Annotated in this window: 24 protein-coding genes and 1 pseudogene; 14 read left to right on the forward strand and 11 right to left on the reverse strand. The window is 64.6% G+C overall.

Annotated elements, in window-relative coordinates:
- The first annotated feature begins 43 nt into the window (after positions 1-43).
- The 5 genes from ACL00U_RS03990 to ACL00U_RS04010 all read left to right on the forward strand — a co-directional run bounded on the left by ACL00U_RS03990 (position 44) and on the right by ACL00U_RS04010 (position 4,966).
- The gene (locus tag ACL00U_RS03990) at positions 44-1,114 is read left to right on the forward strand and encodes a Gfo/Idh/MocA family protein (protein ID WP_042539397.1); all 1,071 of its coding nucleotides are present in this window, start codon (positions 44-46) and stop codon (positions 1,112-1,114) included.
- A 3-nt stretch (positions 1,115-1,117) separates the two neighbouring features.
- Positions 1,118-1,987, forward strand: coding sequence for a sugar phosphate isomerase/epimerase family protein (locus ACL00U_RS03995; RefSeq protein WP_056072885.1), 870 nt, complete (start codon positions 1,118-1,120; stop codon positions 1,985-1,987).
- On the forward strand, positions 1,984-3,096 hold the full coding sequence (locus ACL00U_RS04000; RefSeq protein WP_412873852.1) for a transaldolase family protein: 1,113 nt from the start codon (positions 1,984-1,986) through the stop codon (positions 3,094-3,096). The genes ACL00U_RS03995 and ACL00U_RS04000 overlap by 4 nt, the downstream gene beginning before the upstream one ends.
- Positions 3,097-3,303: 207 nt before the next feature.
- Positions 3,304-4,497: a Gfo/Idh/MocA family protein gene (locus tag ACL00U_RS04005; protein WP_159557537.1), complete on the forward strand. Its 1,194-nt coding sequence runs from the start codon at positions 3,304-3,306 to the stop codon at positions 4,495-4,497.
- A gap of 61 nt (positions 4,498-4,558) precedes the next feature.
- Positions 4,559-4,966: a tautomerase family protein gene (locus ACL00U_RS04010; protein ID WP_017887098.1), complete on the forward strand. Its 408-nt coding sequence runs from the start codon at positions 4,559-4,561 to the stop codon at positions 4,964-4,966.
- Between the two features lie 153 nt (positions 4,967-5,119).
- On the opposite strand, the gene ACL00U_RS04015 is transcribed toward ACL00U_RS04010, so the two are convergent.
- Together ACL00U_RS04015 and ACL00U_RS04020 are read right to left on the reverse strand one after the other, a co-directional pair.
- Positions 5,120-5,878, reverse strand: coding sequence for a GntR family transcriptional regulator (locus ACL00U_RS04015; RefSeq protein ID WP_017887097.1), 759 nt, complete (start codon positions 5,876-5,878; stop codon positions 5,120-5,122).
- A gap of 122 nt (positions 5,879-6,000) precedes the next feature.
- A complete protein-coding gene (locus ACL00U_RS04020) occupies positions 6,001-6,666 on the reverse strand; it encodes an exonuclease domain-containing protein (protein WP_017887096.1) in 666 nt (221 codons plus the stop codon).
- A 349-nt stretch (positions 6,667-7,015) separates the two neighbouring features.
- On the opposite strand from ACL00U_RS04020, the gene ychF reads away from it, so the two are divergent.
- Positions 7,016-8,089 carry a redox-regulated ATPase YchF gene (ychF, locus tag ACL00U_RS04025; RefSeq protein WP_017887094.1) on the forward strand — a complete coding sequence of 358 codons (1,074 nt, stop codon included), beginning with the start codon at positions 7,016-7,018 and terminating at the stop codon, positions 8,087-8,089.
- A 21-nt stretch (positions 8,090-8,110) separates the two neighbouring features.
- Here the strand turns inward: ychF and ACL00U_RS04030 are convergent, their stop codons facing one another.
- Positions 8,111-8,692: a site-specific integrase gene (locus ACL00U_RS04030; RefSeq protein ID WP_412873853.1), complete on the reverse strand. Its 582-nt coding sequence runs from the start codon at positions 8,690-8,692 to the stop codon at positions 8,111-8,113.
- On the opposite strand from ACL00U_RS04030, the gene ACL00U_RS04035 reads away from it, so the two are divergent.
- A complete protein-coding gene (locus ACL00U_RS04035) occupies positions 8,654-9,274 on the forward strand; it encodes a hypothetical protein (protein WP_412873854.1) in 621 nt (206 codons plus the stop codon). The genes ACL00U_RS04030 and ACL00U_RS04035 overlap by 39 nt on opposite strands.
- 212 nt (positions 9,275-9,486) lie before the next feature.
- Here the strand turns inward: ACL00U_RS04035 and ACL00U_RS04040 are convergent, their stop codons facing one another.
- Entirely contained in the window at positions 9,487-9,879 is a 393-nt protein-coding gene (locus ACL00U_RS04040; RefSeq protein WP_214563344.1) for a hypothetical protein, read from the reverse strand.
- Between the two features lie 1,272 nt (positions 9,880-11,151).
- Here ACL00U_RS04040 and ACL00U_RS04045 point away from each other — a divergent pair.
- On the forward strand, positions 11,152-11,319 hold the full coding sequence (locus tag ACL00U_RS04045; protein WP_214563343.1) for a hypothetical protein: 168 nt from the start codon (positions 11,152-11,154) through the stop codon (positions 11,317-11,319).
- Positions 11,316-14,069 carry a phage tail tape measure protein gene (locus tag ACL00U_RS04050; protein WP_412874078.1) on the forward strand — a complete coding sequence of 918 codons (2,754 nt, stop codon included), beginning with the start codon at positions 11,316-11,318 and terminating at the stop codon, positions 14,067-14,069. Before ACL00U_RS04045 ends, ACL00U_RS04050 begins: the two co-directional genes overlap by 4 nt.
- Before the next feature lie 120 nt (positions 14,070-14,189).
- Here the strand turns inward: ACL00U_RS04050 and ACL00U_RS04055 are convergent, their stop codons facing one another.
- Positions 14,190-16,112 carry an ATP-dependent nuclease gene (locus ACL00U_RS04055; RefSeq protein ID WP_214563341.1) on the reverse strand — a complete coding sequence of 641 codons (1,923 nt, stop codon included), beginning with the start codon at positions 16,110-16,112 and terminating at the stop codon, positions 14,190-14,192.
- A gap of 244 nt (positions 16,113-16,356) precedes the next feature.
- On the opposite strand from ACL00U_RS04055, the gene ACL00U_RS04060 reads away from it, so the two are divergent.
- Positions 16,357-16,530, forward strand: a complete 174-nt coding sequence (locus tag ACL00U_RS04060) for a hypothetical protein (RefSeq protein ID WP_412873855.1) — start codon at positions 16,357-16,359, stop codon at positions 16,528-16,530.
- 145 nt (positions 16,531-16,675) lie between these two features.
- Here the strand turns inward: ACL00U_RS04060 and ACL00U_RS04065 are convergent, their stop codons facing one another.
- On the reverse strand, positions 16,676-17,185 hold the full coding sequence (locus ACL00U_RS04065) for a hypothetical protein (protein ID WP_214563339.1): 510 nt from the start codon (positions 17,183-17,185) through the stop codon (positions 16,676-16,678).
- 363 nt (positions 17,186-17,548) lie between these two features.
- Here ACL00U_RS04065 and ACL00U_RS04070 point away from each other — a divergent pair, with 363 nt between their 5' ends.
- The 3 genes from ACL00U_RS04070 to ACL00U_RS04080 all read left to right on the forward strand — a co-directional run bounded on the left by ACL00U_RS04070 (position 17,549) and on the right by ACL00U_RS04080 (position 19,502).
- Positions 17,549-18,127 carry a hypothetical protein gene (locus ACL00U_RS04070; protein WP_214563338.1) on the forward strand — a complete coding sequence of 193 codons (579 nt, stop codon included), beginning with the start codon at positions 17,549-17,551 and terminating at the stop codon, positions 18,125-18,127.
- Positions 18,128-18,213: 86 nt separating this feature from the next.
- Entirely contained in the window at positions 18,214-18,606 is a 393-nt protein-coding gene (locus ACL00U_RS04075) for a hypothetical protein (protein WP_214563337.1), read from the forward strand.
- Positions 18,607-18,725: 119 nt separating this feature from the next.
- Entirely contained in the window at positions 18,726-19,502 is a 777-nt protein-coding gene (locus ACL00U_RS04080; RefSeq protein ID WP_214563336.1) for a hypothetical protein, read from the forward strand.
- Between the two features lie 1,181 nt (positions 19,503-20,683).
- Here the strand turns inward: ACL00U_RS04080 and ACL00U_RS04085 are convergent.
- Positions 20,684-21,763 (reverse strand): hypothetical protein, encoded by a 1,080-nt coding sequence (locus ACL00U_RS04085; RefSeq protein ID WP_214563335.1) that lies wholly within the window; start codon positions 21,761-21,763, stop codon positions 20,684-20,686.
- Between the two features lie 1,367 nt (positions 21,764-23,130).
- Between ACL00U_RS04085 and ACL00U_RS04090 the strand changes: the two genes are divergently transcribed.
- Positions 23,131-23,520, forward strand: a complete 390-nt coding sequence (locus tag ACL00U_RS04090) for a DUF2510 domain-containing protein (protein ID WP_412873856.1) — start codon at positions 23,131-23,133, stop codon at positions 23,518-23,520.
- A 66-nt stretch (positions 23,521-23,586) separates the two neighbouring features.
- On the opposite strand, the pseudogene ACL00U_RS04095 reads toward ACL00U_RS04090, so the two are convergent.
- The 4 genes and pseudogenes from ACL00U_RS04095 to ACL00U_RS04110 form a co-directional block, all read right to left on the reverse strand.
- A pseudogene (locus ACL00U_RS04095) lies at positions 23,587-23,823 on the reverse strand (hypothetical protein); the annotation flags it as partial.
- A gap of 135 nt (positions 23,824-23,958) precedes the next feature.
- Positions 23,959-24,423: a nucleotidyltransferase domain-containing protein gene (locus tag ACL00U_RS04100; RefSeq protein ID WP_412873857.1), complete on the reverse strand. Its 465-nt coding sequence runs from the start codon at positions 24,421-24,423 to the stop codon at positions 23,959-23,961.
- A gap of 99 nt (positions 24,424-24,522) precedes the next feature.
- The gene (locus ACL00U_RS04105) at positions 24,523-24,810 is read right to left on the reverse strand and encodes a hypothetical protein (RefSeq protein ID WP_017887091.1); all 288 of its coding nucleotides are present in this window, start codon (positions 24,808-24,810) and stop codon (positions 24,523-24,525) included.
- Positions 24,811-25,082: 272 nt separating this feature from the next.
- Positions 25,083-25,694: an HD domain-containing protein gene (locus tag ACL00U_RS04110; protein WP_412873858.1), complete on the reverse strand. Its 612-nt coding sequence runs from the start codon at positions 25,692-25,694 to the stop codon at positions 25,083-25,085.
- Positions 25,695-25,797: the final 103 nt, after the last annotated feature.

Raw genomic sequence — 25,797 nt, forward strand, 5'->3', positions numbered from 1 at the left:
GCGCCGTCCACGCAGCGTCAACAACCACCAGGAGAACACCACCATGACCACCACGCAGAACCTCCGCGTCGCCGTCGTCGGCGCCGGCATGATGGGCGCCGACCACGTCCGCCGCATCACCGCCAAGATCTCGAACGCCGACGTCGTCGCCGTCGTCGAGCCCGACCAGGCCCGTGCCGCTGCGGCAGCCGCCCTGGCGCCCGGTGCGATCACCGCCGCGTCCTTCGACGAGGCGCTCGAGCAGACCGAGATCGACGCCGTCATCATCGCGACGCCGGGTTTCCTGCACGAGCCGATCCTGGTGACCGCGCTCGAGCGCGGCCTCACCGTCCTGTGCGAGAAGCCGCTGACGACCAGCGCCGAGGACTCGCTGCGCATCGTCGAGCTCGAGCAGCAGCACGCCGCCCGGCCCGTCATCCAGGTCGGCTTCATGCGCCGGTTCGACGCCGGGTACCAGGAGCTCAAGGCCCTGCGCGAGTCGGGGGCGAACGGTGCCCTGCTCGCCCTGCACCACGCGCACCGCAACCCGACGACGCCGCCGAACTTCAGCGAGTCGATGCTCATCCACGACTCGGTGATCCACGAGATCGACATCATCCCGTTCCTGACCGGCGAAGCCATCACGAGCGTCGAGGTGAAGAAGCCGCGCAAGAACTCCCTCGCGCCGGCCGACCTGCCCGAGCCGCAGTTCGTCCTGTTCACCACCGAGTCCGGCACGATGGCGATCGTCGAGATCAACGTCAACGCCCAGTTCGGCTACCAGGTCACCACCGACGCCGTGTTCGAGTCCGGTGTCGCGTACATCGGCCGCGACACGTCGCTCTCGCTCGTCGCAGCCGGAGCGACCTCGCAGGGCGTCACGCCGTCCTTCAAGGAGCGCTTCGGTGCCGCCTACGACGAAGAGGTCCAGCGCTGGGTCGACGCGGCCCGGACCGGCGGCATCGACGGGCCGAGCGCCTGGGACGGCTACACCGCCTCCGTCGTCGCCGAGGTCGCGGTCCGGGCCCAGCAGTCCGGCGCGCACGAAGTGGTGGAGTACGCGGTCACGAAGCCGGCGTTCTACGACGAGACCAGCGACGCGACGAGCGACACCGCCGCGCTCGCCGGGGCCTGATCGATGCCGAAGATCGCGCTCGACCCCACCCCGTTCCACCACGACCTGTCGCTGCTCGAGTTCCCGCGCAAGGTCGCGGAGCTCGGGTACGAGTACCTGCAGCTCACCCCGCACAAGGACTTCATCCCCTTCTACCGGCACCCCAAGGCCGACGACGACCTGGTCGACGCGTTCGCCTCGGCCTGCCGCGACGCCGGGGTCCAGGTGGCGAGCGTGCTGCCGGTGCTGCGCTGGTCGGGTCCGGACGAGGACGCCCGACAGGCTGCGGTGCGGAAGTGGAAGCGGGTCATCGAGATCACGAAGCGCCTCGGCGTGGACACCATCAACACGGAGTTCTCCGGCCGCCCCGAGCGCGCCGAGGAGTCCGAGGACCAGTTCTACCGGTCGATGGAGGAACTGCTGCCGATCATCGAGGACGCCGGCATCCGGGTGCTCATCGACCCGCACCCCGACGACTTCGTCGAGGACGGGCTCGAGGCGCTCCGGGTGATCCGCGGCCTGAACTCGAAGCACGTCGGCTTCGTGTACGTCGCCTGCCACACGTTCCACTACGGCGGCAACATGGACGAGATCATCGACGCCGCCGGTGACTCGCTGCAGCTGGTCCACGTCGCCGACGCGTACGACCACCGTCGCTCGCACGGCCTGCGCTACATCACGAACCCGCCCGGCAACCCGGTCCGCGTGCACCAGCACCTGCCGGTCGGCCAGGCGGACGTCGACTTCGACGCTTTCTGGGCGGCACTCGACCGGGTCGGTTTCTCGGCGCGCGCGGACACCGTCGCGGTCTCGAGCGTCTTCGCCGAGGACGAGAACGCCGACGCGGTGTCGCGGTTCCAGCTCGACACGATCACGAAGGGACTCCACCGATGACCACCACCCTCGAGACGCAGGCGTCCACCGACGCCGACTCCCGTCCCGTCACCCTGCAGGCCGCGGAACAGACCCCGACCGCCCTGTGGAACGACTCCGCCGACCCGCGGGAGCTGTCGACCGCCATCCGCGAGTACGGTGCCGTCGGGGCGACCTGCAACCCGGTGATCGCGTACACCTGCATCCAGCAGGACCCGGAGACCTGGGTCCCCCGCATCCGTGCGATCGCTGCCGAGCACCCGACGGCGGGGGAGTCCTGGATCGGCTGGAAGGCTGTCGAGGAGCTCTCCATCGCCGCCGCGGCGCAGCTGCTGCCCGCGTTCGAGGCGTCCGGCGGCCGCAACGGTCGACTGTCGATGCAGACCGATCCCCGGTTCCACCGCGACCAGGACGCGCTCGTCGAGCAGGCCGTGCGGTTCTCGCAGCTCGCGCCGAACATCATCGTGAAGATCCCCGCCACGAAGGTCGGCATCGCCGCGATCGAGGAAGCCGCCTACCGCGGGGTCTCGATCAACGCCACGGTGTCCTTCACCGTGCCGCAGGTCGTCGCCGTGGGTGAGGCCATCGAGCGTGCCCTCGACCGTCGTGCTGCCGAGGGCAAGCCGGAGCAGGAGTTCGGCCACGTCGTCACCCTGATGGCCGGCCGCTTCGACGACTGGCTGAAGACCGTCGTCAAGCGTGACCACGTGATGGTGGACCCGGGCATCCTCGAGTGGGCCGGAGTCGCGGCGGTGAAGAACGCCTACCGCGTCTTCCAGGAGCGTGGGTTCCGCTCGCGCGTGCTGGTCGCCGCGTTCCGCAACGCACTGCAGTGGTCGGAGTTCCAGGGCGGCGATCTGGTGGTGTCGCCACCGTTCCAGTGGACGAAGGACATCAACGACAACGCGTTCCCGTTCCGTCCGCACGCCATCGACGACGAGGTCCCCGTGCACGTCATCGAGGCGCTCCGGGCGGCGACGCCGGAGTTCGCCCGCGGCTACGACGTGGACGGCATGACGATCGACGAGTTCGACCGCTTCGGTGCGACCGTGACGACGCTCCGGCAGTTCCTGGACGCCGACGCGAAGCTCGATGCCCTGGTCCGCGACATCATCGTCCCCACGAACTGAGACGTGACCAGCTGCGCAGCGCGATCCACGGTCGGAACCGCGGGGTCGCGCCCCGGGCGCTGCCGCACCAGCCTGGAGGCCCGGTGCCGGTCCCTGAGACCGGCACCGGGCCTCCAGGCAGTTGCGGCATGTGCTGACAAAGTCCGCAGCATCGGCTAGGTTCGTTGTCGCGCTCCAACGCGCGTCACTTGAACGAAGGAGTTCTCCATGGACAGCATCGGCGTCGGGCTGATCTCGGTCGGCTGGATGGGGCGGTTGCACTCGCGCGCCTACCGGGCGTTGCCGGACCACTTCCCAGAGCTCGGCGTCCAGCCGCGGCTCGTCGTCGCGGCCGACCCGGTCGAGGCGGCGCGCGACCAGGCGGTGACGCGGCTCGGGTACGAACGTGCCGTCGCCGACTACCAGGAGGTCCTCGCCGACCCGGCCGTCGACGTCGTGTCGATCTGTTCGCCGAACTTCCTGCACCGCGAGATGGCCGTCGCCGCGGCCGAGGCGGGCAAGCCGTTCTGGATCGAGAAGCCGATGGGGCGGTACGCCAGCGACTCCCGCGCCATCCACCAGGCGGTGCAACAGGCGGGCGTCATCACGAGCGTCGGGTTCAACTACCGGCACGCCCCGGCGATCGAGCGTGCCCGTGAACTCGTCCGCAGCGGGCGGCTCGGCCGGATCACGAACGTGCGCGGATCGTTGCTCGCCGACTACTCGTCCGACCCGGCGGCCCCGCTGACCTGGCGCTTCGAGCGTGAGCGCGCAGGATCGGGCGTGCTCGGCGACCTGCTGTCGCACGGGCTCGACCTGGCGCAGTACGTGGTCGGTCGGATCGCTTCGGTCAGTGCGCTCGCGGAGACGTTCATCGAGTCGCGGCCCCGGCCTGCTGCCGGCATCGTCGACCGCAGTGCGGCGGCGACCGGTGAACTGGGCGCCGTCGAGAACGAGGACTACGCCGCGCTGCTGTTCCGGTTCGAGGACGGTGCGGTCGGCACGATGGACTCGAGTCGGGTGATGCGCGGGCCGCACGCCGAGTACACGCTCGAGATCTACGGCACCCGCGGTTCGGTCCGGTGGGACTTCCAGCGCCTCAACGAGCTCGAGGTGTACCTCGACGGACAAGAGGTCGACGGGTACGCCACCCACTACGTCGCTCCCGGTGACGGCGACTTCGGTCGGTTCCAGCCCGGCGCCGGCACGGCGATGGGCTACGACGACCTGAAGACGATCGAGGCGGCGCAGTTCATCGCGAGTGTCCGGCGCGGGGAGCAGCTGGCGCCGTCGGTCGCGGACGGGCTCGCTGCCGCGTCGATCGTCGAGGCGGCGGAGGCCTCGCTGGTCGACGGTGCGTGGCACGATGTCGCCCTGGTCGACGGGCCGCTGACGTACGGGGCGCCGACACCCAGGATCTAGACACGCGGTGCCGCTCCTTTGTTAGTATGTAAGGACAAAGTCCGAGCAACCAGGAGGCACCATGCCGCTCGTCCGAATCGACCTCACCACCGGCCGCACGCCCGAGGCCGTCCGTGGCATCGCCGACGCCATCCACCAGGCCATCGTCGACGTGTACGGGATCCCGGTGCGAGACCGGTTCCAGGTGATCACCGAGCACCCGGCGCAGCAGATCATCGCCGAGGACGCCGGTCTGGGGTTCGAGCGCACCGAGGGTGTCGTGATGATCCAGGTGTTCACGCAGCGCGGACGGACCGACGAGGCAAAGGCGTCACTGTACCGGGCGATCCACGACGCCCTCGCGGCGATCGGTGTCGCGTCGGAGGACGTCTTCATCGGCTACGTCGAGAACGGGCCGCAGGACTGGTCGTTCGGCTTCGGACGGGCCCAGTACGTGACGGGCGAGCTCGGGGTGCCCGCGCTCGGTTGAGGCCGTGCGGGGCGGGGCGGGGGCGGCGCGGTCACGACACCCCGCTCAGTTCCGTCGAGTGGTCACGAAGTGTCGGTTGCCGGGCGTCCGGGCGACAGTTCGTGACCACTCGGCGCACTGCCGACGGCGAGTCGTGATCGCTCGACGAGCGACCTACTTGTCGACGAGCGTGACCTCGAACGAGTACCGGTCGGGGCGGTAGCAGTGCACGCCGTACTCGACCGCCCGGCCCGAGGCGTCGTACGCGGTCCGGCTCATCGTGAGCACCGGGTCGCCGTCCTCGATCTCGAGCAGACCGGCCTCTTCGTCGGTGACCGCCCGGGCGCCGATCCGCTGCTTGGCCACCCGCATCGTGACGCCCCGGCCGCGGAGCAGCTGGTACAGCCCGTGCGCCTGCAGGTCATCGTCCGTCAGGTCGAGGAACTCCGGCGGCAGGTAGTTCTCGAGGATCGCCATCGGGACGTCCTCGGCGAACCGCACCCGTCGGATGTGCGCGACGATCGTGCCCGGCTCGACGCTCAGCGCTGCGGCCACGTCGTCGGGAGCGGGGACGTCGTCGCGCTGCAGCAGCTTCGTCGCCGGAGCCTGCGCACCCTGGGCCAGGTCGTCGTACAGGCTGGTCAGCTCGACCTTGCGCGTGACCGGGCCGTGCACGACCTGGGTCCCGATGCCGCGGCGGCGCACCAGCAGACCCTTGTCGACGAGGTCCTGGATCGCGCGACGGATCGTCGGCCGCGACAGGCCAAGACGCTCACCGAGGGCGATCTCGTTCTCGAGCCGGGCCCCTGGCGGCATCGCGCCGGAGCGGATCGACTCCTCGATGCGCGAGGCAACCTGGAAGTAGAGGGGCATGGGACCCGACCGGTCCAGGTCCATGAACAGGTCGGACGGCAGCTGGCCTTCGTTGGTCATCGCGGTCCTTCACACGTGCGGAGATGCCGGCGACGGTGCCGACGGCATTGTCGTGACAATACCACCGGGGATGTGGCACCCCGGCCGAGCGCAACGGGCGTTGCGCCAGTCGGCGAACCCCGTCAGTCGGCGAAGACCATCGGTCGGTTCGACAGCCGCGGCTGGTTCGCGGCCTTCGGCTTCTCGGCACGAGCACGGACCGGGGCGATCGTCACCCGGGTGACCGCGCCGAGTGCCTCGACCGTCTCGACACCGTGGTGCCCGGCGGCGTGCACCACGATCGCAGCGCAGGCCTCGGCGTCGGCAGCGGCGTCGTGGTGCTGGAACCCCTCGAACCCGGCGGCCATCGCGGCGACCGGCAGGCGGTAGGAGTCGAGCGTGTAGGTCTTGCGGGCGACCGCCAGGGAGCACAGCGAGTGGTGCTCGGCCAGGTCGATCCCCGTCGCGGAGCACCCACCGGCGATGACGCCCATGTCGAAGCGGGCGTTGTGCGCCACCAGGACGTCGCCCTCGGCGAAGGCCACCAGGTCGGGGTACTGCTGCTCCCACGTCTTGGCGCGCGCGACGTCCTCGGCGACGATGCCGTGGATGCGGGTGTTCCACTCGAGGAACGCGTCGTGCCCGAACGGCGGGCGGATGAACCACGACGCCCGATCGACGACCCGGCCGGCGCGGACCTTCACCAGCCCGACGGAGCAGGCGCTGGCGGGCGAGCTGTTGGCGGTCTCGAAGTCGATCGCGGTGAAGTTCAACGGCACGGTCCCGATCGTCGCACGGGGTTCCGACATCGCCGTCCGTTCCCGTCGGCGTTGCGTGTGGATCCCCTCGCCGCACAGGCAACGAAGCCGCCGCCGACGCGCTCGAGGCGATCCGGGGTGGAGACGACACCGCGTGGCGGCCCGAGCGGGTCTCCGGGACTGCTGCGCGCCTCCAGACCGTCGACCGTGCCGACCACTCGCTGCAGGTGCCTGGCGACTGGCGGCTCTCGCAGCGGCTGCAGGCCGACGTCTTCGACGTCGTCGAGCGCCGCATCACGGCCCTGCGGCCCCGTATGGCTGGGTCACGTCTGCTGGCCTGACGAACGGACTGGAGGCCCGGGTCGGCTCCGACAGGCCGCCGCCGGTAGGCTCTTCTTCCGTGGCTCTCACCATCGGAATCGTCGGTCTCCCGAACGTCGGCAAGTCGACCCTGTTCAACGCCCTGACCAAGAACCAGGTCCTCGCCGCGAACTACCCGTTCGCGACGATCGAGCCGAACGTCGGGGTGGTGAACCTGCCCGACTCGCGGCTCGACCAGCTCGCCGAGCTCTTCCACTCGGAGAAGACCGTGCCGGCGCCGGTGTCGTTCGTCGACATCGCGGGCATCGTCAAGGGCGCGAGCGAGGGCGAAGGCCTGGGCAACAAGTTCCTCGCCAACATCCGCGAGGCCGACGCCATCGCGCAGGTCGTCCGTGGCTTCACCGACGACGACGTCGTGCACGTCGCGAACAAGGTCTCCCCGAAGGACGACCTCGAGGTCATCAACACCGAGCTGATCCTCGCCGACATGGAGACCATCGACAAGGCGCTCCCGCGCTACGAGAAGATGCTCAAGCTCAAGCAGGCCGAGCCGGTCGTGCTCGAGACCGCTCGCGAGGCCCGTGCCGCGCTCGAGCAGGGCACCCTGCTCTCCGCCACGAAGATCGACCTGTCCCCGATCGCCGAGCTCGGGCTGCTCAGCGCGAAGCCCTTCATCTTCGTCTTCAACGTCGACGAGGCGATCCTGACCGACGAGTCCCGCAAGGCCGAGCTGGCCGCGCTGGTGGCCCCCGCCCAGGCTGTCTTCCTCGACGCCCAGGTCGAGTCGGAGCTCATCGACCTCGACCCTGCCGACGCCGCCGAACTGCTCGAGTCGACCGGTCAGACCGAGTCGGGCCTCGACCAGCTCGCCCGCATCGGGTTCGACACCCTCGGGCTGCAGACCTACCTGACGGCCGGTCCGAAGGAAGCCCGTGCGTGGACGATCGGCAAGGGGTGGAAGGCTCCCCAGGCTGCCGGCGTCATCCACACCGACTTCGAGAAGGGCTTCATCAAGGCCGAGGTCATCTCGTTCGACGACCTGGTCGCGACCGGCTCGATCGCCGAGGCCCGCGCTGCCGGCAAGGCCCGCATCGAGGGCAAGGACTACGTCATGCAGGACGGCGACGTGGTGGAGTTCCGCTTCAACAACTGATCTGCCTGGATCCGCGCGGATCTAGACCGTATCGGCCACTTCGTGCCGCACCAGTGCCGCATTCGTCGCGGAAACCTGGCGCATGAGGTCTGCGGTTGCCGCACGAGTCCGGTCCTCCGCGTCCGGCCATAAGTGCGCGTAGGTGTTCAGCGTGACGGTGGCGGAGTGATGCCCCAAGGCGCGCTGAACGGTCACTACGTCGCAGCCGGCGGCGATCAGGCCAGACGCGAAGAAGTGGCGGCAGTCGTGAAGTTTGAAGGGCTCAACGCCCGCGGCAGCGATGGTCTTCGCCCACCAGTAGTAGATGGTGTTCCCGCGCGGAGGATTGCCGCCTGACCCGACGAACAGCCACCGCTCATCTCCTCGGACTCCCACTTCGGACATGTGCCAGGAGAGAGCCGCGGTGAGTTCGTCCGGCACGTACACGTCTCGTTCCGAGCCATATTTCGGCGGCGATCTTCGAACCTCCTGTCCGCCAGCACGCTGCACCTGACGGCGGACCTGCAGCCTCCTCTGGAGGAACGCAATGTCGCCGGCCTGAACCGCAGAGGCCTCTCCCACACCATGCCACTGCCCAAGACCAAGCAGCACGAGCAGGCTCACCAGATCAAGACGCAGTACCTGTCCCAGGTCGATGCGATCCAGAACGACGCCCGACTCACCACGGAAGGAAAGCGGACCAAGCTCTCCAAGCTGCACAGCTCAACCACGAGGCAGCTCAAACAGCTCAAGCAGCAGCGCAACGACCAGCTCACGAGCCGGCAGGCTGACCTCGAGAAGCAGCTGTTCGGGCTGCCCACCACTGCGCCGACCAGCGACACGGTTTCTTACCGCGACGCACTCGACCGGGTAAGCCGAGCAGCAGACAGCAAGAACGACCGTGAGATGCAGCAGCTGTACGACAACGCACGACTCACCGGCGACACCATCCTCACCAAGGCGATCCTCGGCCACGCCTACCGCAGCGCGAACTCCGACATCGTGAACCGATACCTCAACGAGCCGGACAACGACGCCCTCGGACAGAAGGGTGTCGAGCTCTGGCAGCTCATGCGAGGTGACGATGACGCACCCGACCAGGCGCAGAACGCGATGAACGACTGGGTGTTCGAAGCGGACAAGCCGGCAGAGATCCGCGCGTACTCGGACAGCGCCATCAAACAGATGGCCGACGCAGCCGAGTGACGCCACGTCCGGGTGGAGGTTAGGCCTCAGCCTGCCTTCACCCGGACCACCGGGGCGGGATCACGCATATTCGCGACAAGATTTTCACCCGCAGACCCCTGGCACCTGACCCCCCGGGTGCCCCATTCAGTGCCCCTCCGGGGCGGGCGCGCTTCTCTCCCCACTCGAAAATTGCCGGCGTGGCAAGGTCGCGAAGTCGAGTGACGCCTCGTTCAACTGCCGGGGTGACCCGTGAGTAGTGTCCTCAGCCGTTGCTTGAAAGTGAACCGTACGGGGAGCCGCTTTCGCTCCTTTTCTTCGTCTTCCTCGTCATTCACTTCCTGGGTCACTCCAATCATCAGAAGCTGCAAGACCACCACGATCATCGCGCCGAGGGCAAGGAAGAGGACAAGCCGAGCAAGCCAGACAGGCACACCTCCCTCGAGCATGCCGACCATGCAGATGCCCATGCCCCACACGCTCCAGCCCATGGGCATCATCACGATCACGGGCATGAACCACCGCCGCCGCCTCAGCTTGCGATGCACCCTGCTGACTTCAAGAACGGCTGCTACGAGCAGCACCGGAAAGATCTGCGCGAACGTCGCACACGCCTGCTCATCCACACCGGCACCTATCGGCCGCTCTCATCGTTCAGGTAGCCCGTGACGTACGCCTCAGCCGACGCCGGAGCGGCGCGCGTGATCGAAGCAGCCACCGTCCGGCTGCAGCAGCGAGCGCTGCCACACGAACCAGGTGTGCAGCCCGTAGGAGTCGGGCCACCCTCCGCTAGCCTCGCATCGTGATCGACTTGGATGACCTCAAGGCCTACGCCCCAGTGTTTCAGGGCGCGGGAGTCGCAATCAGCCTTGTCGCACTATTCTTCACGTGGCGATCTGCGCGCCGTCAGCGTCAGCGGGATCGTCGTGATCACGTCGACAAAGTGTTCGTGTGGTCCAGGCGGCTCGAGGCGGAGAAGCAAGAAAACGAGGCGTTTGAGTACGAGATAAGTAACGCCTCGGCCTACCCTCTCAAAGAAGCGCGAATTGGTCACCGTGTGAGATGGAGGCGACGGTTCTTCTACGTACGTAACGTAAGCGGTGCCTTACTGCCATCTCGTGAAATTGGCCCCGGGGATAGAGTTGTCGCTCAATCGGTATCAACTCTTGTCGGCTACGAGCGCATTCGATCCTCGGCCTTTATTCAGGACGCTTGGGGGAATTGGTGGCGTCGAACTGCTGACAAACCGGCACAGTGGTCGCGTGCGTCAGCTCGGAGAGTCCCTGTGGTGCTAGCCTCCGAGCAGGCTCTTCCTCGGAGGCTGAGGAAACTGCGAGCCTCGTGGGCGGAGACCGCTCGCCTTGCCGCATTGAAAAAGGTTGAGGAAGACCTGGCGTGGTGGAAGATGCGGCCAGGCAGCATTTGGTACGAAGCGCCCAAGAGCAACGACGACTCGAAGGAATAATCAAAGGCCTTGTGGCCGGCGGTGGGGTGCCTCCCTTGTGCGAGTACAAATAACCGCCGGATAGCAAATCCTGTCCAGCGAGCGACAAAGCCCCATTTCTTCGGTCATCAGGGCGGGGCGATTGCCGTGTAGGTGACGGTTCTCATCACGGGGGCATGCAGGGGTGCATCCCCGTTGGTGCGCCATTCCCGAGTCCTGATTCCGCTCCACTGATTCGCTGATCTACCAAAAGCCCCCTTATATCGGTCGCTGATATGAGGGGGCTTTTGTGTGTTCCAAACACCCCTGATTCATGCCATTCCACGGTAGAATTGACCCGTAAGTAAGCCCGCCGGAAACCACCCGGGCGTGAACGAGATGAGAAGTCTCGGCGCGCTCGGGTCCCCGGCGGGTTTCTTTCGTGCGCCTTGATTCTCCGGTTGGAGACGAAGGAATGATCGAAAGGGTCACAAGCGTAACGCTGACGGCTCAGGTCGCGGGTTACGTGCAGGGGTTCGCGCAAGCGGAATCTGCGAACCGCAACGTGTCGAAGTCCGCTGAGGGCGCGAAGCAGAAGTTTGAGCAGCAGAACCAGGCGATGGAGCAGGTCGGCCGGGGCTGACGGCTTTCAGTGCGGTCGCTGTCGCTGCGGTGGGTATCGCGGTCGCGAAGTACACCGAGTTCGACAAGCAGATGTCGGCGGTGCAGGCGGCGACGCATGAGACCGCCGAGAACATGAACCTGCTCCGTGATGCGGCTATCGACGCGGGTGGCGCTACTGCGTTCTCTGCGACTGAGGCTGGCGAGGCGATCGAGGAACTGGCGAAGGCCGGTGTCGCGACTACTGATGTTCTCAATGGTGGGCTGAAGGGTTCTCTGGATCTTGCTGCTGCCGGCGCTCTGGGCGTCGGGGAGGCTGCTGAGACTGCCGCTACGGCGATGACGCAGTTCGGCCTCAAGGGCGGCGAGGTGCCGCATGTGGCCGACCTGCTCGCGGCTGGTGCGGGCAAGGCGCAGGGGTCTGTCCACGATCTTGGTGAAGCTCTGAACCAGGCTGGCCTGGTCGCGAATCAGACGGGCCTATCGCTCGAGGAAACGACCGGCGGGTTGGCGGCGTTCGCGTCTGCCGGTCTGACTGGTTCCGACGCGGGCACGTCGTTCAAGTCGATGCTGCAGGCGTTGACCCCGAACTCGAAGCAGGCCGCTGATCTGATGGACCAGCTTGGCATCAGCGCGTACGACTCGCAGGGCAACTTCATCGGCCTTGCGCAGTACGCGGGTGTGCTGCAGGACGCGCTGAAGGGCATGTCCGCTGAGCAGCAGAACGCTGCCCTTAAGACGATCTTCGGCGCGGATGCTGTGCGTGCTGCGTCGGTCCTGTTCGAGCAGGGCCAGTCGGGTGTGCAGGGGTGGATCGACAAGGTCAACGACTCCGGGTACGCCGCTGAGACTGCTGCGATCATGCAGGACAACCTGGCTGGCGACCTCGAGAAGCTGGGCGGTGCGTTCGATACCGCTGCGATCAAGTCAGGTGCCGCTGCCGATGGAACACTGCGCCCTCTGGTGCAGCTGGTCACGAGCATGGTGGATGCGTTCTCTGATGCTCCGCCGATCGTCCAGTCCACGGCGCTGACCTTGACAGCGATTGCCGGCGCTGCTGCGCTTGCTGCGGGTGGTTTCCTGCTGGCGATTCCAAAAGTCGCCGAGTTCAAGTTGGCGCTCGACACACTGCAGGGCTCGTCGATCCCGGCCGTTTCGAAAGGTGTCGAGTCCGTCCGTGGGGCCGTCACGCGTTCGGGTGCCGCCATGAAGGCAGTAGCGACGTTCCTGACTGGACCGTGGGGTGTCGCTCTGGCCGCAGCAACGGTCGGCGTGGACCTGCTGAGCAAGTACATCGAGTCGCTGCAGGCCAGCTCGGACGAGCTCACCAACAGCCTCGTCACAGCCAAGGACGCATCGGATGTCTTTGAGACGGCTGCTCAGGGCAAGGGCTTTAAGTACTGGACGGCCGACGTCGCCGGTCAGCTGAAGGATCTGCCGGCCGTGCTCGACAACATCGACGAGCGCAACAAGAACGTTCTGGCTCGGTTCAACTCCGACTACTTCGGAGCCACGGACGCGATCAAGGATGTCGGTGAGCAGCTTGGTGTGCTGGCGGCCACGGACCTCCCCACTGCGCAGCATGCGTTCTCTCTGCTCGCTGCGGAGACTGAGGGTTCCAAGGGTCAGCTCGAGACTCTGCTGAACGCGATGCCTGCGCACAAGAAGGCTCTAACCGAGCAGGCGACCGCTTTGGGCAAGTCGGACACCATGCACAACCTGCTCAAGCTGGCGCAGGAGGACTCCGCGACGGTCGCGAGGGAAACCGGCGATGCGTACCTGGAAGAGCAGGACAAGGTTGAGCCGCTTACCGATCAGCTGAACAAGCTGCTTGAGTCGTTCAACCAGGTCAACGGCGCGAACCAGGACGCGGTGTCGTCGAACGCCGACTACCAGGCTGGCCTTGCCGGTATCTCCGATGAGGTTGAGCGGCAGAAGGAAGCGTACGAAGAGTCACACAAGACTCTCGACGGTTTCAAGCTGTCGCTCGATCAGAGCACAGAGTCGGGTTCCGCGAACGCGTCGATGCTGTCCGATGTGGCCGGTAAGGCGCAGGAGGCCGCTAAGGCGCAGTTCCAGGTGGATTCGTCCACGATGTCCTCGAAGGATGCTGCGGACAAGTACATTGCGACGCTGCGTGATCAGCGTGCGAAGTTCATCGAGTCGGCTACTGCGGCGGGGTTCAACAAGGCTGAGGTGAAGAAGCTCGCCGATCAGGTGTTCGCGTTGCCGTCGTCGAAGGACATCAAGATCCTCGCGGAAACGTCGGACGCGCAGAACAAAATCAACAACCTGATCACGTTGAACAATGGGCGCGTTGTTCGCATTTCGGTGCAGGCCACGAATGACAGCCCGGCGTCGTCGTGGACTGGTGGCATCCCGCAGGCCCACGGAAGCGTGATGGACTTCTACGCAGACGGCGGGCTGAACGAGAACCACGTCGCACAGTTCGCGCCGGCCGGCGCGATGCGTGTGTGGGCCGAACCCGAGACAGGCGGTGAGGCGTACATCCCGCTCGCACCGTCGAAGCGTGCGCGTTCCCTCGCAATCTGGGAGGAAACCGGCCGACGGCTGCAAGCGTTTGCAGATGGCGGCTTCAACGTCCCCGTGATACAGCCCGCCTCGCCTGTGTTCTCGTTCCCAGGGTGGAGTGGCGATTCAAGCCCCAGCTCGGTGTCGTTCAACAACACCTTCGCCGGTTCGATTGGCCCCACCAAGGTGATCGACGAGATGATGTTCGCCTACCGGACGAAGATCCGCGGCGGACGCTGACTCCCTGCACCTGCAGCAGGGAACGCGGGTGGGCCAGGGCGTCTCCAACCTGGCCCACCACGCGAACTACTTGGCAATGTTTGTGCAGCGAGAACCGTACACTTGTGCGGTGCTCGGCAACTACTTCACCAAGGTGTTGAGCTTGCGAAAAAGTGCCTCAGCCGCATTCAAGGTTCGGTCGGAGAGCTTATTTGTGAACGTCCCCTGCTTCCTCAGAAGTGCCGCGGCGGGAGCGTAGTGATTCACTTTTCCGTCGTTGATGCCCCGGTCGGCGAAAACGCGTTCGACCCGCCTAATCAGGCGCTTGTCCTGGGGGAGATCGGCGACCTTCAACGTTGCTCCTGCGAGCGCGCCAGCGTACGCATCATTTACGAGCTGTAGGAAAAATCCCGGATCGAACAGGTCTTCTATGTCGGCTTCGTCTCCACCGGTGGCGTCTCCGATGAATACGACTCCCGCCGCCGCTGTCTTTCCCCGTTGGCGGAGAAGCTCTAAAGCGTTTGCCTTATTAGCCTCTGAGTCGGCTAGTACCACTGCATTCAGATGGTTCGCTCCTAGAAGAGTGACAAACGCTGGGAGCTTCGAAGCGCCACCCGCCGGTGCGATTGCCCATCTATCATCAAGTCCTTCTCGCCCCTTCGACTTCAGAGCGTTGGATAGAACCTCCAAGTAGACGAGATCTGATGGCCCTTCGACTAGGAGTGTGTTAGGGGCGACGAAAAGCGTCTGAGCGAGTTCAATACCAAGTGCGGCGTGAAGAGGAAAGGATGTTTCTTCGTCTGATTGAAGAACTTGATCCGAGACTTGGGTTCCTTCATTATCGACATCAACAACCGTGCGTACGCGCTCTAGCTTCTGTGGATTGATCATGAAAGGCGAGTGCGTCGAGAAAATGACCTGATGCTTCGGGGCTAGCCTGTCATCGATGAATCGCAGCAGGTCGGCTTGTGCCGAGGCGTGAAGATTTATCCCCGGTTCATCAAGGAGGAGAATCAGAGGGTGATCCGACTGCGCTTCGATTTGCGAGAAGTAGGCGAGGAATGAGAAGAACCAGACAAATCCGCGTGAACGCTCATCGAAAGGCACAGTCACACGGTGGCGCTGATTCTCGACACGGATCTGTAGTTCCGGCGGAGTATCCTCGTCCACGACAGCGTCTTCGTCGTAACCGCCGAATATCGTGAGTTTTACGGCCAGATTCTTGTTCTGCGACCAATACTGAAACACTTCGTCCGAGATGCCGTTCGATGCGTTTTCAGTGTCCCGAATGAGGTGTTCCTGGCTCTCGGGCTCGAGGAAATCTTTGAGTTCAATGCCGGCGATGTCAAGGAGAGAAATCACTGCCTGCTCGCCTCTGGAGAGGTCATCGTCCTTCTGGTTCGCAATAAGGTAGGGAATGGAAACCTTCCCTGGCATGCTGTCGTAGTCGCCAAAGTAGACAAAATGAGGCCGACGCTTGTCGAGGACATCGACGATGGCTAGTGTCAGGCTTCCTTGACGCCATGCTTTGACCGTGGCAAGAGCATCAGCCACAGCTCCTGTTGGGTCGTCGACATTCTCGAGTGCTGTGACTGTCTCAGCGATATCCGTTGCTTTGTCGACGGCATCTTGCTCGTCGGGCGGCAGGACGATCGCCTTCGTAAGTTCGTCCGCTGCCTTGCGTTCATTCGTCAAAATGGTCCAGCGAGAGGCGAACTTGTAATGATAACCACTGGTGACAGTGATGGTCTTGCTTGCGAGAACGCCTGAGCCGAACCTGCGCTCAACTTCCTCCACGTCCTGGTCGTCGAGTTCATACTTGAGCTCGGTAGCGGTGATCGGGTCACCGCTTCGGCGCTCCCCTGTCAAGCGACTCGGAAAGTCTAATCCAGGGTCCAGTCGCTCGCCCCGCTCGATTGGGTAGCTCTTGTACAGAGCCTGCAATACGGCGGACTTGCCCGACTCGTTCTTGCCCACGAGGCAGGTAACGTCGGGCTCGATTCGAATCGTGCTGCCGTCCTCGATGCTGCGGTACCGGCGGACGTTGGCGCTGACCAGCTTCAATGCTGTGCTTCCCCTCGGGTCTGTTCGCGTTCCCGATCCGCGGGACTCTTACCGAGTCACGCTCAGCTAGGAACAATGGCTGGATCATACCTAGTTCGCGGGACGACCGGTGTCCAAAGATCGCTGTGACGCCTGCCCATGGGGTTATCGTGGCGGGGGCCACCGTCACCCTCCACCGCACCGCTCCTGCGCCCCTCCCGAACTGGGAGGCGCGGGGCGATGGCAGGGCAGACAAACTCCCCGCATGGGAATCGTCCTCTTCATCCTCGGCATCTTCATCACCTACTGGGTCGTGCAAGCGGCAGTGCTGAGCGCCCTCAACGACCACTACAAGACCCGAGTCCACTTCGAGCTTACGGGCGAGTGGAAGCCGTGCCACTGGAACAACAAGACGGTGCCGAAGCGCGCGAACCAGTAGAAGTCGACCGCAGCCACGCGGGCTCTCTCCACTGTGCAGGGTTTGGGCACCGCACATTGGCTTCACCCCACCCTGGGCTCTCCGGGAGCTCGAGGGGTCTCGACGTTACGGGCCTGGGCGGTCTCGCGGCGCGAACCGCTGGTCGTTACACAGCGGAGGGATGCCAGTAGTCCCCGATCGCCTGCACAAACCACCTGTCGTCGATGTCTGGGCGCTTCACGAGGCTCAGGACAGCGATCGCGTTGGTGACGTCAGCTTCGAGGACCTCGAAGCTCTCGGTCACGTGCGGGAGGATCTTGACATAGGCAATCTCCACTCCGAGCTCCGTCACGAAGCCTGGGTTGCCACCGATGCCCCAGTCATCGTGGACCGCGAGCAGGTCGAAGACGGCCTGGTAGTCACCCCAACTGGGGCGGGACTCTGGGTTAGTGAAGGTCTCAAGAACCAACTCGTTCTGCTCGTCGATGCCGTATGCGAACATCATTGCCACTCCCAGCGGGTCGGTCGGGGGGATGTCCGCGAGGTGCTCGTCCAGCTCATCGTCGGACATGACGCGGTGAGGGAGGTTCTTCCAGTAGTCGTTGTCGGGAGTATTACTCATAACGCCTACTATCGGCATCTTGACTGAAAACTGCAGGGAATTGATTGACGGCATCGCGCCACACCCACGCGCACTCGGCAGCCTGCGAGAACCCCCACTCGACGAGCACGGCGCGCTCTGTGTACGCGATGGCCCGCGCCTCGACCTCGAGAGAGCGATCCGGGAACGTCACCCAGGCGAGGACTGGGTCCGGCTCTGCGAGGTCGTAGACGGGGCCACCGTAGGCCGCCTCGGGGAGGCTAAGCGCGGGACCAAGAGACCACCTGTCTCGGCGTCTGCGTGCCATCACCGCGTCCGCGGGTCGAGTGCACGCCGTGTCACTTTGTCGCGCGAAACCAGCACCTGCTGCAGTCGCCCCTGCCAGGCAGTCTGGACGAGCACTGCGTTATCTGACTCAGCGGCAGCGAAGCACTTGAGGTGCAGCATCCCTACGTTCACGAACTCGATGTCAGCCCAGACGGGTGCGACCGGGTCCAGCGTCCGCAGCTGACCAGCGTCGTTCGCGTCGATTGTGACGGGTTGGTGAAGGGTGACGTCGGGATGCTCCGGGGGAGCCCACCTGTGCTCGGGCATGGTGTGATCATCCGGGGGAGCTCAGACATTGATGTCGCGTTCAGCGGCCTGGAACAGCGCGTCCGGCGTCTGTGTCGGACGCCTGCATTAAGCTCCGAACCCATGGAAATTGGACTCAGCATCGCGGCGCTCGTCGTCGCAGTCGTGTCGGCCCTGGTGGCGATTTGGCAAGGAGTGATGGCGCGGGACCAGCTGAAGTCGGCAAAGGACACCGAGGGCCGTACTGAGCGGGCGCTTGAAGAGATCCGCACGCTGTCTCGGCAGTCAGACCAGACGCTGACCGATTTGAAGCGCGACATCAACGATCGGATCACCAAGATCCTTGACCAACGGATCGCGAACGACCAGCAAGGCCAGGAGATGGGCGCGCGGTTCATGGAAGAGATGTTCAAGGGGCTCGGCCAACAGCCACCGAAGGAGTGAGACTCCCGACCGAAGCGCTTGCGGCAGCCCGCCGTCACCCACGTTGGGGCATGCGGTGTAACTGACTAGTCCTCTATGTTCTGCTTGTGACCGACAAGCTTCCGCCTAACCCACCCCTGACACCCGGCAAGGCGGACCCCACATTCAAGTTTTTCATGTGGGTGTGCTGCGGCTTTCCCGTCTTCGGCGGGGTCGCGATCGTGCTGATTCTGGTAATTTCCGCGGCCTTCAATGGTGGTTCGTCATCGAGCGACCACAGCGTCGAGGCGCAGATCGCTTGCGAAAACAGGATAAAGGACGCATTGAAGTCGCCGTCAACCGCTGACTTCAACGACGAAGTTTCGGGCTCGGGTCCGTACACGGTGACGGGGACTGTTGACTCCGAAAACAGCTTTGGGGCCATGCTCCGCTCTGATTTCCGGTGCACAGTGAAGGTCTCGGGGGACCGCACCCTCACGACGATCGAGTACCTGCGGTAGAGCTAAGCTGCTCAACGCGGGACGATGGGTCCATGGCGTCGTCGGATGGGCCTCAGCCCGGCCAGAGGTGGGCCTACAGAACCGCTGTCAGTTCAGCGCGTTTTCACGAGGCTGCCGTGTTGACCGTTGGTGAGAAGCGCCCGGTTCGGGTCCGTATCGAGCTCATCGCGGACGAGTGGCAGGGCGAGCGCCGCTGGGTTTCGCCTGCTCGACTCGAAGTGCGGTGGGAGGACCGGCACGCTTACATCGAACTTGATCAGAAGCGGCGAGCTGTAGCCGCGTTCGATCCATCGGTGGAGCAATGGCGGACCGCGGAACTCGTGCTGTGGAAGTCGGTCCCGTTCGAGCTCGCGGAGTTCAACCGGGACAGTGCCGGATCGATCACTGTCCACGATGTCCCCGCCCTGGCGCAGTACCTGCGCGTGGACCAACAGGACCTCGAGACGCCGCCCTCGTACTACGACGGACCCGATCTTCATGCACCCTGGCCCACCACGGAACTGATCGGTCGCACTGCCGCCGCGCTATACCCAACCGACATCATCAACTACATCGAAGACCAGGAGCGCACGGCTCAGGAGCATGCGCTCAATGGTGATCACTTCACCAGCATCGTCGATGGGCAGGACTACTACATCGCTCCAGACGAAGCACGCAGGCGCTTCATTGAGCGAACACTGCCCGAGCTTGACCGCCTCCGCGACTGGATCGGCGTCGAGCGGTCTGCCGAGATTGAAGGGCAGCGCCTACTGCTCGATCGCTTGGGCCGAGTCACCGTGATCGCAGAGCAAGCGCTGGACGATCTGGAGCCGAGACACAAGACGCTGGCCCTCAAGCTGCGGAAGGAGCTCGCAGCAGCGCTCGAGGGCGTCAACGTACTACCGCCGAGCAGCTGAAGTCGGCGTCGTGCCGCACTGGTGCCGCAAACGCCCCTGAAATGGCGTGCGCTCACGTGAAGCTGGAGGGTCCCAAATCCCCGTCGTTCTGGGGATCTCTGCACTAGCGTGAACTCAGGTGAACAGGGGCACCCGTTCCGCTTCAACAACTGACCTCGCCGTCTCGGCGCTGTGGTCGGCTGTTCGCCTTCGTGCGCATGATTCGATGGGTGCGGACCGAGCGTCGTGATGGGAGTTCGTCGGTGTGTACGAGCACGTGAACGTGATGTCCCCTTCTCGACGCCACTCCCCGTAGACAAGTTCGAGACTGGCAGCCCAGGCGTCGGAGTCTGCTCCTCCGTCGATACGCGTGCATCGTGAAAGGTCGCCCTTCTGCTCTACGCTAGCCGGCGAGTCATTCCGCGAAATTTCATCTGGTGCAGCATGGCAGACCGCATCAACCCCCTCATATTTTGACGTTGAAGACACGCTTGGAGTCTTAGACCCCGCACGCGCAGGTAGCTACCCGCCTACAAGTGTCCAGCGGCTCTCCGGGTCCTATGTTCGCAGGAGCGGGTCTGGGAGCGACGCAACAAAGCTTCGACGATGCCTTGGTCATTCCTGCTACGAAAATCTGCGCACCGAGCACAGCTCGCCGGGGCGGAGATCCTTTCCCATACAGGGACCTGGGAATGGCAAGGGCGACCTCGTGCCCGATGCGCTTCGCGCGACCTGACTTCCGATCTACTTTGGAGGAAATCGAGAGAATCTTGTCCTAAGCGGGTGCTGAACCCAGGCGCTAATCAGTTCCGCGGCTTGGCTTGCGACGACCTCGATAGATGGAGCGGGTTGCTCAAACCGCACCTTTTGCTCCATAGCGTCAATCAACATGACGAGCGTCTTCGTTGACCTCCAGGCTGTCTTGATCTCAGCTCGAAGCATTTGTGAGTCGATGAGTAGGCGTGCGTCGGTGGCCACGTCGTGGCGGGTTGCCTGTAATCGTCCCTCCAGCGCATCTATTAGCGATGTCAAGAAACGGTCAGCAACAAGTGCGCGTCGGGCCAGCGCCCGAGTTCCGCGTTCTCGTAGCGTTGAGAATACTGCAGTAGCGACTGAACCAAGAACGCCGCCAAGGATCAGCCTTGCGACTCCGTCCTTCGGTAGCCAATCTGTGTGTATAAGCACACTCAGTACGTCGTGAATCACGTGCGCCATCCTACTTGGGGCTTGTCTCCGTCGAAGCGCTCATACTCGTCGAGAAGTGACTCAAGTGCGAACGCGTTACTGATGGCCCGCCAAATCATCTGATTACTGACGCTAGTAAATAACGTGCTCGATGGGAACCGGATCCACCGCTCGATTATGTGTTCGTTCGTACTCCAGGTTTTTGCGGAAATTTCGCCCGGTGAGGCGCGCAACAGGAAGTGTTGCATGACCGTGGCAATCTGAGCCAAGCTGATCACGCGGACATGACGGTTCTTGTAAACGGAGCCAAGCGCGGTCCTGTCCTTATCGTCGCTCCTGATCGTATAAATTGTAGAACCGCCAGCGTTCACCAGTAAAAGGTGGCTTTCAGATTTCAGGTTGAGCTGCTCATTTTCCTTAATCAATGCCGCTTCGAGGCGAGGGTCGGGTAGATGGTCAGGGCGGTGGGTAATGTGCTGGGCAATGATGGATCGCCGATTCTGCGCAATATAGCGAGCGAAGGTGGTTTCCAGCAGCGCTGAGTCGGCAATTGAAGAGTCGGAGTCAGCCCTCTCGCCGACTGCTGCCTGGACATGGATGCGCCGCTTCGTGCCCGATTCGAGTTGGTCAGGTTTGCACCCAGCTGCTGATGCTGCGATTGCACGAAGAAGATCCGAGTCTCCCAGTGCTACGAGGCGGCGTTGCACTTCCGAGTGCACAACGACGAGATCGTCCAGGGCCTTCAGAGTGATCCGGAGCCGGTAGGTCACGGCAGGTACAAAAAGGTGAGGGCCGAACTGATCGATGCGCGGCACCGCTTTCGCCTCGAATCGGCCCCACGGTTCACCTAAGTCGACCTTGACGCGGTATGGCGGCTTGTTGCCATCTCCTAATCGCTCGCTCTGAGACAGAAGCGCATGCTTAAACTGATTGCCTGGCACGAAACGTCGAGGGATTACGTGATGTTTGGGCTGAAGGCTAAGTTCACTCGAAAGAGATCGATAGTCGATCGTCTTGGCGAACCGCCCTGAGGTGTCGCGACGGCGACTGATGTCTGCGAGGAAAAATGATTCCTGCACGGTGACGTCGAAGTCCACCTCGACTGCAGAAGGGGACGCGCCGGGGAGTTGAGCCCCGTCAGCTGGGCCTTGGAAGGCCCGGCGCCTGTCACCCACAGGGCGCGCCACGTCTCTGCATAGAGCTACCCTATCTCTCAGCAGAGGACTTGGGTGGGACTGCTGCAGGTTAGAAGGACTTTTTGGTTCAGGCCGCGAGTGCGACCTCTGAGTTGATGATCGTCTCGTACTCGGTCCGGGCCAACTTCGCCAGTCCGCGTTGACGACGTCTTCCGTCGTACGCGCCCTCGATCAAGGTGATGATCGCGAGGCGGAGATCGTCTCGCGTGACTCAACAGTGCCGATTGGAGTCGTTCTTTTGCAGCACGGTCGAGGTTCTTTCCCTCGGCGCGTTGCCCGCGGATGCACGGACTCGTCCGATCGATCCGAGAAGCCCAGCACCGTGGAACGCCCGCACGAACTTCTTCGACCGGAACCGAATAGCCCGACCAGTATCCTCAACCGTTCCGGCGAGGTTCCGGCGCTTCACCGCCAGCCTCGGGGACCCGACTGCGAGCGAGGGCCTCTTCCGATCTCCGATCGACTTGGCAATGATCCGGCGAGAGCACGCGTCCTTGACCGCACAGGGTTAGTGCTTGCCCACGCCTGTCGGATGCTCCGTGATGTCCGTAAACCATAGCTGATTCGGGTCCGACGCCGTGATCGCACGCCGAACCCTGTCGTCGCACCCGCGGCCGGGCCTTGACATCGAACCCGCGCTTCTTCGCATGCAGCGATCACAGGCAATGGTGCGAGCGTAAGCGCCATGCCGGCGCGCGGACACCCGAGTTCGGCAGCATGGAGATCGTCGGCGATGAACCGGTATCCGTATTTCGCATAGCTGCGCTCCCGGTCGACGGCGGCGTTGGTGAGGTGCGCATGCGTGCTGACGCGATTGGTCACCGGACTGGCACGCCGCCGAAGGCCAGCTTCGAGCAGCGCAGTACCGGCAGACCACCGCGACGGGGAACCATCATCGGCAAGTTCGACCACCAGCGGGTGCACCATTTTGGGGGTCGCGACTTAGTGGAGAACGCCGCTGCTCGCCGGAGGGTCTTGTTCTCCTGCTCGAGGAGCCGGATCCGTTTCTGCGCGTTCCGCAGCTCCGCCTGCTCAACTGCTTTCGCCGAGCGCGGGGCGCATCACTGATGCCGTTGCAACCTCGCCGCTTGCCCTCGTAGCCCCAAGCGAGTCCGCAAAAGTACGACATCGGGCGTATTTGGATGACGCCTTCCCACGTCTAGAGCCCTGCGTGACCGGGATGCACAACTCGGCGCAGAACATCACAGCAGCCTGACGCGAATTCCGCTGATCTGCCGGCGTGGTTCGCTGTGCGCCAGGATGAGCGCATGACCAATGCACAGGCAGGGTGGTACGACGACGGCTCCGGCACCATGCGGTGGTGGGACGGGTCCGCGTGGACGGAGCAGGTGCAGCAGCAGGCGCCCGCGGAGTCGGGCGTCGGTGGAGTGGTCGGCCGGATCCAGGCCGAAGCCGCTTCGGGTGGTCAGCCGCGTCCGGCACAGAACGGCATGAGCTACGTCGTGCTGCAGGTGGTGCTCAAGGAGAAGTTCTTCGGGACGGGTTCGGGCAACCTCACCGAGCTCGAGAAGGCGATCAACGCGCAGGCTGCGCTCGGGTACCGGCTGCACACGATCACGACGGCTTCCTCGGGGAGCACGGGTTTCGGCGGCGGGGACCGGGTGCAAGCCACGATGGTCTTCGAGCGCCCGAACTGAGGCGAGCGGTCCGAATCCTCGGGACGCCCGGAGGGGTCTGTCGATGAGCGCCAGGATCACCGCGGGGATGCGATGCTCGATTGCGTCCCAGACGATCTCCTTCGGCGCCTTCCGGTAGTCGTGCGACAGGATGTTGCGGGTCTTTCGGACGGCCGCGAGTGACAGGTCCGACGGAAGTCGTGCCTCCCGGTCCTCGGGGATGCGACCGAGCAGGTCGTCGAAGTGGATGATGACCGCTTCGGCTGCTCGGTAGGTGAGGCTGCGGGCCGCGTTGAACTCGCTCCGCCCGTGCTCGACGATCACGGAGCACTCGCTCGACGATCATGGAGCACTCGGCGAGCAGGTCGAGGAAGCTGGCCTGCAGCGACGGCCATCGCTCTTCGAGGGCAGCAGGGTCACGGTCATTGCGGGGCCGAGGCGTGAACCGGGGAGCCGGCGTCACAGTGGCACTGCTTCGTCGAGGACGTGGACGAAGTGCTCGTCGTCCTCGAGGTCGTCGGTGAGGACGTCGACTTCGAAACCGGTGATGCGCTCGACCTCGTGCGCGAACCCACCGAGATCGAACAGCGATGCCGCGGGGGTCAGGTGGACCAGCAGGTCGATGTCACTGTGTTCGGTGTCCTGCCCGCGCACCGCGGAGCCGAAGACGCGGACGTCCTCGAGGTTGAAACGCTTCGCCTCGTCGAGGATCGCGTCGGCGTAGACGGCGAGCGGGATGCTCGGGCGGGTGTGCGCCGCTTCGAGGATCCGCCGGAGCGAGTCCTCGCGTGGCCGCTTCCGTCCGCTCTCGTACGCCGAGATGGTGGGCTGCTGCATGCCGGCGGCGGCAGCGAGACCGGTCTGCGAGAGGCGGAGGTCTTCGAGGGCAGCGCGGATCAACTGCGCAGCCCGTTCGATCCGCATGGCGACCTCCCCTACAGCTCTCGGCTCTAGACGAGCACCGGGAACGACGAAGCGCCGCCGAGCGAACTCGGCGGCGCTTCGTGGTGGTGCTGGTGGGACCTAGGCCGCGAGGGCCATCTCGCCTGCCTGCACGGACTGTGCCTGCAGCAGGGTGCGGCTGGCCTCGCCCGCCCAGGAGCGGCCGGGGACGGTCCAGCCGGCCTCGCCGACGGCGTCGAGCCGGGTACCCCGGGTGACGAAGGTCCCCAGGTCATCGGCTGCGATGCGGACAAGGTACTCGCGCTGCGAGCGGTCGTCGCGCACCGGGAACTCGGCGATGCGGTCGGGGGTGATCGTCGGGGCCGCGAGTGCGGTCCCGAACACGGTGATTCGTTCGTTGCTGGTCATGGTGCTGTACTTCCTGGTCATTCGGCGCCAGGGCGACTCGGTGTCGGCGGACGTCTCAGTCCAGCGCGACGCATCGAGTGCGGGGCGCGCACGTCGAGTTTCAACGTGCAGCTCGTCCGTTCGGATCGAGCGGTGTCTCGAGTGGAATGCGACTCGGGTGAGTCGGTGTCGAGAGGGCGGTGTGCGCGAGTCAGATGGGTTCGCTGCAGTGCACCAACCAGAGACTATACGCCCACCCTGCCGATAAGTCCAGCGAGCGACCGGACCGAGCGTCAGGACGCCAGGAACGTGGCCCAGCGGTCTCCGCCGGCGGCCACGTTGCCCGAGCCGTCCAGTCGGGCCGCGGCCGAGGATGGCTTGCGCGAGGCCTGCTCGTGGATCAGCCCGTCGAACGTCGCCGAGAAGTCCAGACGGGGCAGCGCGCCCGTGACGTCCCGCAGGTCGTTCGACGACCACCTGTCGAAGCCCACGCCGGAGACGTCGAGCGAGGTCGCGACCTCGAGCAGGTGCCCCTCGGCGTCGAGCTCCGGGTCGACGGACCGCCACATGTGCCGCTCGATGATCTCCCCGACCCGACGGGCTCGCACGGCGTCCCACCCGGCACCGAGCGCGAAGACCGAGCCGACCGCGCCGCCGGCGTCCTCGAAGGGCACCCGGTGGGCGTCGAACGACGGGGTCACGCCGAGGTCGTGGAGCATCGTCGCGACGAAGAGCAGCTCGGGGTCCGGTTCGAGCTCGACCGTGGGGGCGAGCAGGACAGCCCATGCCCACGACCGCAGGCAGTGGTTGACGAGAGCCGGTTCGGACCATGCCCGCACGACGTCCAGTGCGCGCGCAGCGACGGGGGAGGGCGGGGTGAGCAGGGCTTCGACGTCGACCGGCATGGCACGACAGTAGCGGCAGGAGCATGCCCCGCCAGCCCGGGTTCGCATGCCCTGGATCGGCACGCGTGCCCCGGATCGCAACGACGTGCGCATGAGTGCGGGG

This window comes from Curtobacterium poinsettiae (genome assembly GCF_047226435.1).
In the GTDB taxonomy this organism is placed as follows: domain Bacteria; phylum Actinomycetota; class Actinomycetes; order Actinomycetales; family Microbacteriaceae; genus Curtobacterium; species Curtobacterium poinsettiae.